The following is an 11,608-nucleotide window of genomic DNA, read 5'->3' as shown; positions in this document are numbered from 1 at the left end:
TGTTGAGGAAAAGTAATTGTTTCCATGCTATCTTACTTTTGAGGTTCGTTTGAACACAAAGGTAAACCATAGAACGAGAACTATTTACATCCTCTTGGGTGACTTTTTGGTCATGGAGGTTTCATATCTATTTTCATATCTATTTTCACGTTCGTATTTCGTAGTTTTACGAACTTTAATTCTAAATTTTTTTATTGGCATTCTTCCGACATACCGGCTTCCACCAGCAGACCATCAAACAGTTGCTTTGCCAACGCCCAATTTTCTTTATGGATGCAGTATTTTACGCTCGGCAGTGTAATTGTTCCCTGAATCAATCCCGCTTCCTTTAATTCTTTCAAATGCTGCGACAGGGTGCTTTTGGCGACGGGCAATATTTCCGACATATCGCCATGATAACAGCAGGTTTGTTTTGCCAACATTTGCAGGATAGCAATCCGAATGGGATGCCCCAATGCTTTAGCAAAGCGTGCCAACTGTTCCTGTTCTTTTGTCAATTTCTCTTTTGCCATTTCAATTAAAAATATTGTTCGTAAATATACGAACAATATTTGAATAACGACAAAATATTACGCGGAATGTATGGAGGGTTGTAAAACTACATAAGGTAAACCCCGTTTCACAACGGCAAAACACCGCGCAATAATCTTGGCTTTTACTGCATTGGCAATAGCCGCTTTGTGCTTTCCTTCTTTAAGTTTCCGTTGGTAGTAGGCTTTGATTTGAGGGTCGAAATTGATGGCGGACATAGCGGCACGGGTTAGGGCAACCTTTATTTTGCGGTTCGCCATACTCGATACTTGGGTTTTCCCCCTGACGCTGATGCCGGATGTATGCTCGAAAGGAGCGACACCGCAGTAACAGGCAAATTTTCGGTGGTCTGAAAAGTTTTCAAAATTATTGGTCGAGCATATCATAACCGTAGCAGTAATGATTGCTACCCCTTTGATACTGCATAGTAATTTGTAGTTTCGGTAAATCGAAGCGTCGGAGCCGATTAGCTTTCGGATACGCCTTTCTATGCTGTTAATCTGTTCTATCAAAGTATCTATATTACCCTTGATAAATTCCGATTGCTCCGACACTTCTGCCAGCTTGCTTGTATGGTGCAGTTTTTCGAGGATATGCAACTGAGCCACTTTTTGTTTAACGAGATTGTCCCGGATAGTCAACCATGACTTCAATTCCAAAATAATCTTTTTCTGGGGCACGAACAATTTAAGGTTGCGATGTTGCAAGCTGGCATAGACGGCAATTCTCTTTGCATCTATTCGGTCATTTTTACCCCTCTGAATACCTAACGACCGTTTTAGGTTCAACGGGCACAGTAAAGCCAACTGCAACTTCTTCCGGGTTGTGAACAAAGCTATATCGCTGATATAACTTCCCATGTCTTCGACGCAAAACAGTACGTCTGAAGGAACAATCTTAAATGTCTTAATCCATTTCAATAATTTAGCCAATCCATCCTCATCATTTGTGAATTGACTGAATCCGACCTCCTGTTGTTCGTAGTTTACCAATGATACGTCAAAAGACCGTTTCCCTACATCCAAACCTGCATAATAAGAGTTCATAAGGCAATGCTTTTAAGTTACACATAGTGAGAACTGTGCTAATACATATAACAGATCTTGAAACCTAAAATTCTAACTGGCATCGTTCTCTGAAAGGACATTGCAGTCTAATTCTTTTTGAAAGCATTGAGGCTTAGTAACAAAGGTAGTTCACTGCAATCCCTTTTCTTTAATAAACAATCACTATGCAAATCTATATGTAACAAATACAGATGGAGGAACCACTGTCGCAGGCTCTCTCGGTTATGAATTAATCAATATGACCGATGATGACAAACTGATTTTTGACGATAACTTAGCAGATAAAACAATTACTATTACAGCCGATATTACAATAGAAGGAGATAAAAACATCACGATTATTGGAAATGGTGTAACTATTACTTCGTCTTCAAATAAAAAGCTCAATTTTGGAAAGCTTAACAGTCCATTAAAAAACGTAAGATTGGAAAAAATAAACTTTGTTACAATCCAATTGTTTTTCAATTCTCCGATCACAGCTAGTAATTGTACTTTTACTTCTCCTAGTGGAGCCAGTTCTTATACTGGCTTATCTCTTTCAGGTAGTGAAATACTGTTTGAAGGTTGTGCTTTTATCGCAGAAAATAACGACGCTACAAAAACTCTTAGAATAATAGAAAACTCTAGTACTCCTTCTAAGAATGTTTCTTTTGTATCCTGTTCTTTTGTTAGAAATTACACAAGCAATTATCCTCTTTTATCTTTTACAAATAATAAAAATTCGGTTGAGACCAGAACTTTCACTAACTGTATCTTTGTCGATCCCAATAACACAAATGAAAATTCTACAATCAAAGTTTCAGAACAAAAGTTGATTTTTAAAGGCTATAATGTAATTCAGGGGACAATCAACGGATATTGGGAACGTATGACCAAAAATCATGACACTGATATTATTTTAGGTAAAGGTGATAATTCCCCCTTGTATTATGAAGGAGGCATTTACAAAGTCGTTGGAGCTGATAATGAAAATAATAAAAGTCCAGGTCCCGCCTATAAACTTTTACCAGCCAATCCGGATATAGAAGGGGTTTCTTTTCCTGAGTATGATTTGACAGGAACAAAAATCGACTATACAAAAAAGACTCATAGTGGAGCCTGGCAGGTAATATATGGAGATGAATATGAAGAGCCGGTAATCGTTTATCCTACGCAAGTAACTATCAGTGGGACACCACAAGGAAATGAAATTATTTGTAATGAACTCAATACCCCTAAAACGTTAAAGTTGACAGCTTCTGTTTTACCTTATAATTATGAAGGAGGTGTTGAGTGGAAAAGTAGTAACGATAATGTTGCAACTATTGATGATAAGGGAAATGTACGTATCTTTTTTATGGATGGGACAAACGATAAACATGTCATTTTTACTGCAACTACTAAAATTAATAGCGCAGCCGGTGATCCTGTTACATCTTCTGTTACCCTAACAGTAAAGTCTTATGTGCATGTAACCGCTTTGTCTTTTGCAATAGGAGTAGATACCATCCGCTCTCTCCGGAGTGTCGAGCATAGTCTGGAAGAGGCTCATCAACCAACTGTTGCCCCGGAGAATGCTATAAATAAAAAATATACCTGGAGTATAAAAGAGGAAGATAAGGAAATTGCCGACCTTACCTATAACAATGTCCGGAAGGCTTGGACACTTAAAGGTAAAAAAGCAGGAACTGTGACTTTAAAAGCAATCATGGATGAAGATAATGAATTGTCAGACAGTTGTGTCTATGTTTTTCATGAGCCCTATTATTCGGATGTTAAAGGTGCCTTTTTTCTGACTGAAGGTACCTATCCTGCTTGTGGAGAAATTCATTTTATAAACGAAGAAAACAATGTGTGGGATACCTATATTTACAGCACCCTCAATAACGGACAAGTAACAGGGATAACTACTCAATTTGCTTCAATTTATGGAGACAATTTCTATTTTATATCCAAGCAGCAAAACCGCTTGGTTATAGCCGATAAAACAACGTTGGCGCAACGTAAATCATTTAAACATATTTATACAAAGGGAGAAAATCAAAAAGTGATGGATGGTCGCGCCTTCCTCGGTGTAGATGAAAATACCGGTTATCTCGGTACTTCTTCTGGTATCTGTGTTGTGAATTTTAATGAATTGTTGACCACTTCAGCGGATGACAACAAAGTTGTTACTGAATTACCTTATACCCCTATTACAGGAACAGAGAGCGAAGGTGGTGAGGTGGATGGAAATGGTAATCCGTTGGATCCAAACCTTTATAAAGAGCAAGTGGGTACAATGATTCGAGTGGGTGATCGTGTATTTGCCGTACAACAAAATAGCGGCATACACGTAATAAATGCACTGACTCACCAAATGGAAAGAACTTTGACAGGAAATTATGCGGTGTTGACTCAGTCTAAAGATGGTAGTTTATGGGCAGGCGCAACAGTTGCAGAATCTGCCGGAGAATTAGGTGAAACTTCAAAAAATATATTAGTAAGAATAAATCCATGGACGCTTGAAATAGAAGAAATTACGATACCTGCAGGTTATGCTGCTCCTCCATCCACCTGGGGAGCCTGGCAAGCTGATGTGTTATGTGGAAGTACTCTTGAAAACAAAATATATTGGATGAATAGTGGTGCATGGTTAGGTAGGTATATATATGAGTACGATATTGATAAAAAATCTTTTAGTGTTTTTTTTGATTCTCATGAGTATCCTACAGTTGAAGGTTATCCTAACGAAAAATTTAATATGTATGGCTGTCCTTTCCGCGTACATCCTGAAACAGGCGAACTTTACGTGACACTTACCACTTGGCATATAAATCCTATAATAGTAAAAACAGTTCATCTTAAAATAGACTCCAAGACAAAGCAATACACACGTCTTCCTCAAGGCCCGACGGAGCCGTGGAGTGCCCTCTGGATATTCCCGGACAACTACGCCCCGGTTATTGCGGAAAGTATAAACGCTATATCTTTAGAAGCAACTCATCCAACTGATACGCTTTATCTGGGCGACAAGATCACAGACGCGGACAATATGGACGCGGCAATTATTAAGAGCGTACTGCTGAAGGAGAACGAATACCTCATCAGCGTGAAGGTATGGCGGGATTCGCTGATCGTTACTCCGCTGAAAGAAGTAACCGAAGATACGCAAACGACCTTTACACTGAAAGCCAACTCGAACGGCAAGGTGGTGACGAAAGAAATCACCGTAACCGTGAAAGCGGGAACTGATCCGGGTATTATTACCAACCCGTTCGAGCTGACGCAAAAGACAGCTTCGCTCAAAGCCGGTCAAACGGTTCAGTTGAGTATCACCGCGCCTCAAATTTATGATGTGACCTGGCGGTCAACAAATACAACGGTGGCGATAGTGGACGGAAACGGCTTAGTGGGCGCGCTCAAAGCGGGAACAACCAAGATCATCGCGGAAGATAAAGCGAGAAACAAAGCGGATACTTGTGTGGTTACTGTAACGACAACAGACACGGTGCGTCCGGTGTACTCTTTAAAACTCAACACCTCGCAACTGATCCTGAATCAGGGAGAAAGAACCCAGATACAGGCGACCTTGTCTCCTTCTACTGCCGGACTTCCCGCTATTGTCTGGAAGTCATCTCATCCGGCTGTGGCTGATGTAACGTCTTCCGGAAGCGTAGTCGGACTGTCGGCAGGAGCGGCGATGATTACGGCTACTTTTGCCGATACGTTAATCGTCAGTTGTATGGTGACCGTGCGTGATATCAAGGCGGAAGTCAAAGTAGAACACCTAAGCTCCGGCTCTGTGGAACTGACATTCCCACAGATGTCCTCCGCTTCCTATTATATGTTGCACCTGTATAAGAAAGTCGGCACAAGCCGGACACCAGTAGTCGCTTTAAAAGTGAATCCGAATTCCCGGACCACGATCGGTTTACGCTCTACAAGCAGCGAAACGAGTGTAGTCCTCAATGGTCTGGAAAACGGCGTGAAGTACGAAGCGGACATCGAAATATTTAAGGAAAACAGCGGAAAAGCGGAAGTTATCAGTACTCTTTACGCTACGTTTAGTGGTGAAAATTCGACTTCAAATATAGAAATTGACTCAAAAAAAGCCAATGTTTACTATCGAGATGGCTTACTTATTATGAAGAATCTGGAAGGTTGTCAGGTAACGTTGTATTCAATTAACGGTCAGCCTTTATCCTTTTTCTCTCCATCCGGAGACTTGGAGCATTATCCCGTTTCTGTAGCCAAAGGAGTCTATATACTGACCGCAGTCAAAGATTTCCGAAAAGAAGTATTCAAAGTCATTATCCGTTAAACGAATCTGACTTAGCATAGTAAAAGAGATTGTCTCGCGAATGAGCCGGGACAATCTCTTTTTTTAGCAATACATAGTTCTTTTCTTTTTCCTATTTTTGTTGAGAAAAAAGAATAAAAAAACAATTTCCTTTTCTTTTTCCATATATGTCGCAAAGTTGTTCGACAGTTGTAGAACAACTTTACCACAATTGTAGAAAAGTTTTACCACATATATGGAAAAAGAAAATAGAATTAAACTGATCTGTTTTTAAAGGAATAAATCAAAAGCAAAATAAGAATGAAAACATTAATACATAAGGACAAGGAGTTTATTGAAGCGGTAATTGCTAAATGCGATGTTTGTTATCTTGGCATGGCGGACACGGATGGGACTCCTTACGTGTTACCTATGAACTTCGGCTATAAAGATGGAACCGTTTATTTGCATTCCGCACAAGAAGGGCGCAGTATCTCAATATTGGAACGCAATCCGAAAGTTTGTATCACTTTCAGCACAGACCATGATTTGGTGTTCCAACATCCTGAGGTGGCTTGCAGTTACCGGATGCGCTCGAAGAGTGTAATTGGATGGGGGACGGTAGCTTATGAAGAAGACTATGATAAAAAGATAGAGATACTGAATATCCTTATGAGGCAATATTCAGATAAAGAATTCCGCTATAGTGATCCGGCTATACGCAATGTGAAAATCTGGAAAGTGGAACTGGAAGAGGTTACCTGTAAGGAATTTGGCGCTCCCCATAAAAAATAGCCCGCTTGATAAGCATGCATAAATCAGATATTTAATGTATTTTTGTTGCCATATGAACGCGAAATATAACAACTAAATAAGTCGCACAGCTTAGTTAATATCAACAAATGAATAACGAGACATTTGAAATGGTGGCCAAAACCCTTTATGGGTTGGAGGAAATACTGGCCGGAGAATTAATTGCCTTAGGGGCAAATGATGTACAAACAGGTAGGCGTATGGTCTCTTTTACGGGGGATAAAGAGATGCTTTATAAAGCCAACTTTTATTGCCGAACCGCCCTACGCATCCTGAAACCAATTTACCACTTCAAAGCGAAAGACGCGGATACGGTTTATAACGAAGTCAAAAAGGTTGAATGGGAGAACTATATTTCTTTAGATAAAACATTCGCGATAGATTCCGTAATCAACTCGGAGGATTTTAATCATTCGAAGTTCGTAGCTTATCGTACGAAAGATGCGATAGTGGATTATTTTATGGAAAAGAAAGAGAAGCGTCCTTCCGTGCGTGTTAATAACCCGGATTTATATATTAATATTCATATTTCGCACAACGATTGCACATTGTCTATTGATAGCTCCGGTGAAAGTTTACATAAGCGTGGCTATCGGATCGAACAGACGGAAGCTCCTCTTAACGAGGTGTTGGCTGCAGGCTTGATTTTGAAGACCGGATGGAAAGGTGAGTCTAATTTTGTTGATCCTATGTGTGGATCGGGAACCTTATTGATTGAAGCGGCCATGATCGCGTTGAATATTGCTCCGGGCATTCATCGGAAAGAATTTGCTTTTGAGAAATGGGTGGACTTTGATCAGGAATTGTTCGACAGAATATACAATGATGAGAGCGCGGAACGTGAGTTTAAGTTTAAATGTATCGGATCTGATATTTCTCCTGCAGCAATCGATGTTTCTAAAGCAAATGTGCGTAATGCGGGACTAAATAAATATATTGATCTGGAAGTAAAACCTTTCCAGCAATATACTGAAGCTCCCAAGCCAGGAATCTTAGTTATGAATCCGCCTTATGGAGAGCGGATTTCTTCTAAAGATTTGATGGGGCTTTATTCCATGATCGGTGAACGTCTGAAGCATGTGTTTAAAGATTACAGAGCTTGGATACTGAGTTATAAAGATGAATGTTTCGATAAGATAGGATTACGCCCGTCTGAGAAAATAAAATTGATGAACGGTTCTTTGGAATGTGAGTATCGTTGCTATGATATTTTTGAAGGGAAGAATAAGGACTATAAGAAGGCTTTAAACGAAGGTGATAAACCGAGGCGGTTCGATAACAGAGATGGCGGAAAGAAGCCGGTTGACTTCAAGAGATCGAAAATGGATTCTCCTCAACGTCGTTTTTCGCAGGCTCATCCTGAAGAAGATGATTTATATGAGGAATTCGAAGGCAAAAGAGCTTTTTCCCCTAAAAAAGAAAAGCCTAAATTTAAGGACGAGTTCTCACGAAGAGTGGAGAAGTCCAAGAAACCATTTAAAAGAAAAGACAAGAATGATTTTTAATTTACGAAAGGCAGTCCTTATTTGTTTGTCTGCTTTCATTTATTGTATGGGAATAGTAGCTCAGGAGAAACAACTTACGCTCCACGATTTAACACCGGGAGGGAAAACGTACAGTAAATTTACGCCGCGAACGTTAAAGCAACTTCAATGGTATGCCGATCGTTATTTTTATGTGAAAGGAGATTCCGTTTTTGCGGCATTGCCGGGAAAAGAAGAGTCCATTGCTTTTACGTGTGAAGATTTGAATAAAGCGCTTGTTGCCGCAGACTTGGAGACCGTTTCCAAATTGCCTTATTTCTCTGTTCCTTATAAAGACGAACCGGTACTTCTGTTTACAAGTAAGGGCTATCGTATTCACTATGATTTGAATAAAAAAGCTGTACTTACTTCTTACAAATTAGAAAGAGGTTGGGCTAACTATGAACTCGCTCCAAAGAGTGGCTGGTTAGCTTATACACAGGGAAACAATATCGAACTTCTTTCTGCGGATCAGGAAAACCGGGTGGTTACTAAGGAAACAGAGCCTCATATTGTTTGTGGACAGGCTGTTCACCAGCGTGAGTTTGGTATTTCCAAAGGATTATTCTGGTCGCCCGACGGGAATGCGCTGGCTTTCTACCGGATGGATGAATCGATGGTGACGGATTATCCGATTGTGGATACGGATCAACGAGTAGCTGTTGCTAAACCGATCAAGTATCCGATGGCAGGCATGTCGAGTCACGAGGTAACCGTAGGAGTTTATCATTTATCCACCGGAAAGATCATTTGGTTGAAGACCGGTCTGCCGAAAGAAAAGTACCTGACAAATATTGCCTGGAGTCCGGACGAGAAAAGTATTTACATGGCCGAACTGAACCGGGAACAAAACGACTGTCTGTTGGTGCGTTACAGTGCGGAAACGGGCGAAAAGGAAGCGGAGCTGTTTGAGGAAAAGAACAAACGCTATGTAGAACCGCTAAATCCAATTCTGTTTCTCCCCGGAGAAACGGATCGCTTTATCTGGCAAAGTCGTCGTGACGGATACAATCATTTGTATCTTTATAACACCAAAGGAGAATTGCTGAAACAACTGACCTCCGGGGCATGGATTGTAAAGGAGATACTTGGTTTTGATAAAAAAGCACAACATATATTTGTTTCGGCTACCGAAGGAAACGGACTTGAAACACATGCCTGGAAGGTAAACTTAAAAAATGGAAAACGCATTTGCCTGACTACAGAAGGTGGGGTTCATATGCCGCAATTAAACGCAGACGGAAATTATCTGATCGATATGCACGTGTCGTCTGTCATACCACGAAATATCAATCTGATTGCGACAAAAAACGGAAAAAGAGTAAAACAGTTACTTTCTGCTTCCGATCCCTATAAAGAATATAAATTGCCGGAAGTAACTATCGGTCAGATCAAAGCTGCAGATGGTTTCACGGATTTGAATTATCGTTTAGTTAAGCCGGTCGATTTTGATCCCGCTAAGAAATATCCGGTTATCGTTTATGTTTATGGTGGTCCGCATGCACAGTTGATTACCGATCGATGGTTATATGGTGCCGGAGGATGGGATGTATATATGGCTCAGAAAGGGTATGCTGTCTTTACAGTTGATAGCCGTGGTTCGGCAAACCGGGGATTTGAGTTTGAAAGCATTATTCACCGAAATCTGGGTGTAAATGAAATGGCAGATCAGATAAAGGGAGTGGACTATCTTAAATCTTTGCCGTTTATTGATGCCGATCGTATCGGTGTTTATGGCTGGAGTTATGGCGGTTTTATGACCACTAATCTTATGTTGACCTATCCCGATGTCTTTAAAGTAGGCGTTGCCGGTGGCCCTGTGATAGATTGGTCGAACTACGAGATCATGTATGGCGAACGGTATATGGATAAACCGCAGGACAATAAAGAAGGATACGATAATGCTAACCTGAAACTAAAAGCAGGTAACCTGAAAGGGCATTTGCTGATGATTCACGGAGCAGTAGATCCCGTTGTTGTGTGGCAACATAGTCTTGGGTTTCTGAAAGCTTGTATTGATGCCGGTACATATCCTGATTATTTTGTTTATCCAACACATCCACATAATGTGATTGGTAAGGACAGACCGCATCTTTCTGAAAAGATTACGAGGTATTTTGAAGACTATTTATAAGAACACAGGAATAAAAAAGAGATAAAATGAAGTTATTGTTATTGGGTTCAGGAGGACGAGAACATGCATTAGCATGGAAGATTGCGCAAAGTCCGAAGATTAAAAAATTATATATCGCACCGGGAAATGCAGGAACGGCATTGGTGGGAGAGAATGTGGCTATCAGCGCTACTGATTTTCGGGCTATAAAAACATTTGTGCTGGAGAAAAGAGTTGGAATGGTTGTGGTAGGTCCTGAAGATCCATTGGTGAAAGGGGTGTATGATTTCTTTAAAAACGATGCTTCATTACAACATATACCCGTAATTGGGCCTTCGAAAGAAGGAGCACAATTAGAAGGCAGCAAAGATTTCGCAAAAGCATTTATGATGCGTCACAATATCCCGACTGCCGGTTATAAGAGTATCACGGCCGAGAACCTGGAAGAAGGATATACATTCTTGGATACGCTTCAGCCACCTTATGTGTTGAAGGCTGACGGATTAGCTGCCGGTAAAGGTGTGCTGATCGTAGAAACGAAAGAAGAGGCCAGAACAGAATTAGCCGATATGCTTGGCGGTATGTTTGGAGATGCCAGCAAGACAGTCGTAATTGAAGAGTTCTTAGACGGAATCGAATGTTCTGTCTTTGTGATGACCGATGGAGAAGGTTATAAGGTTCTACCTGTGGCGAAAGATTATAAACGTATTGGCGAAGGAAATACCGGACTAAATACCGGAGGTATGGGTGCCGTTTCTCCGGTTTCTTTTGCCGATGACGTGTTTATGAAGAAAGTAGATGAACGGATTATCCGCCCGACGGTAGCCGGATTGAAATCTGAAGGCATCGACTATAAAGGATTTATCTTTTTAGGGTTAATCCGTGTGAAAGGAGAACCTATGGTGATTGAATATAATTGCCGTATGGGAGATCCCGAAACAGAAGCGGTCATGCTACGTATAGAAAGCGATTTGGTTGACTTGTTGGAAGGAGTGGCACAAGGAAATCTGAACACTCGCGAGATAAAAGAAGATCCGCGTGCTGCAGTAACCGTTATGTTGGTTAGCGGCGGTTATCCGGAAGCCTATGAAAAAGGCAAAGTAATTACCGGACTGGATAAAGTAAGTAAAGAAAATATCATCTTCCATGCCGGAACCAAAACCGAAAACGGACAGGTCTTGACCAACGGAGGACGCGTGATTGCTGTAAGTTCTTATGGTAAAGATAAAGATGAGGCTTTGGCTCATTCTTTTGCAGGAGCAAAAACGATCAGCTTTGACAAAAAATATTTCCGTAGTGATATTGGGTTTGATCTATAATT

General features: G+C 40.7%; 7 protein-coding genes. 5 read left to right on the top strand and 2 right to left on the bottom strand.

The features are described from left to right. Positions 1-191: 191 nt before the first annotated feature. Entirely contained in the window at positions 192-512 is a 321-nt protein-coding gene (locus tag PHT93_RS07020) for a metalloregulator ArsR/SmtB family transcription factor (RefSeq protein ID WP_300241125.1), read from the bottom strand. A gap of 57 nt (positions 513-569) precedes the next feature. Beyond that, positions 570-1,577: an IS110 family transposase gene (locus PHT93_RS07015; RefSeq protein WP_300241122.1), complete on the bottom strand. Its 1,008-nt coding sequence runs from the start codon at positions 1,575-1,577 to the stop codon at positions 570-572. Between the two features lie 259 nt (positions 1,578-1,836). Here PHT93_RS07015 and PHT93_RS07010 point away from each other — a divergent pair, with 259 nt between their 5' ends. The 5 genes from PHT93_RS07010 to purD all read left to right on the top strand — a co-directional run bounded on the left by PHT93_RS07010 (position 1,837) and on the right by purD (position 11,606). Then, the gene (locus PHT93_RS07010; protein WP_300241120.1) at positions 1,837-5,880 is read left to right on the top strand and encodes a DUF5074 domain-containing protein; all 4,044 of its coding nucleotides are present in this window, start codon (positions 1,837-1,839) and stop codon (positions 5,878-5,880) included. Positions 5,881-6,159: 279 nt separating this feature from the next. After that, positions 6,160-6,633 (top strand): pyridoxamine 5'-phosphate oxidase family protein, encoded by a 474-nt coding sequence (locus PHT93_RS07005; protein ID WP_300241118.1) that lies wholly within the window; start codon positions 6,160-6,162, stop codon positions 6,631-6,633. A 107-nt stretch (positions 6,634-6,740) separates the two neighbouring features. Continuing rightward, on the top strand, positions 6,741-8,156 hold the full coding sequence (locus PHT93_RS07000; protein ID WP_300241116.1) for a THUMP domain-containing protein: 1,416 nt from the start codon (positions 6,741-6,743) through the stop codon (positions 8,154-8,156). After that, positions 8,146-10,308 carry a DPP IV N-terminal domain-containing protein gene (locus PHT93_RS06995; protein ID WP_300241113.1) on the top strand — a complete coding sequence of 721 codons (2,163 nt, stop codon included), beginning with the start codon at positions 8,146-8,148 and terminating at the stop codon, positions 10,306-10,308. Before PHT93_RS07000 ends, PHT93_RS06995 begins: the two co-directional genes overlap by 11 nt. 26 nt (positions 10,309-10,334) lie before the next feature. Then, a complete protein-coding gene (gene purD / locus PHT93_RS06990; protein WP_300241111.1) occupies positions 10,335-11,606 on the top strand; it encodes a phosphoribosylamine--glycine ligase in 1,272 nt (423 codons plus the stop codon). Positions 11,607-11,608 lie beyond the last annotated feature (2 nt).

Origin of the sequence: Massilibacteroides sp., assembly GCF_028705895.1 — a bacterium.
Lineage (GTDB): Bacteria > Bacteroidota > Bacteroidia > Bacteroidales > Tannerellaceae > Massilibacteroides.
Note: the sequence above shows the minus strand (reverse complement) of the source record. Positions and strands in the feature narration are given on the sequence as shown.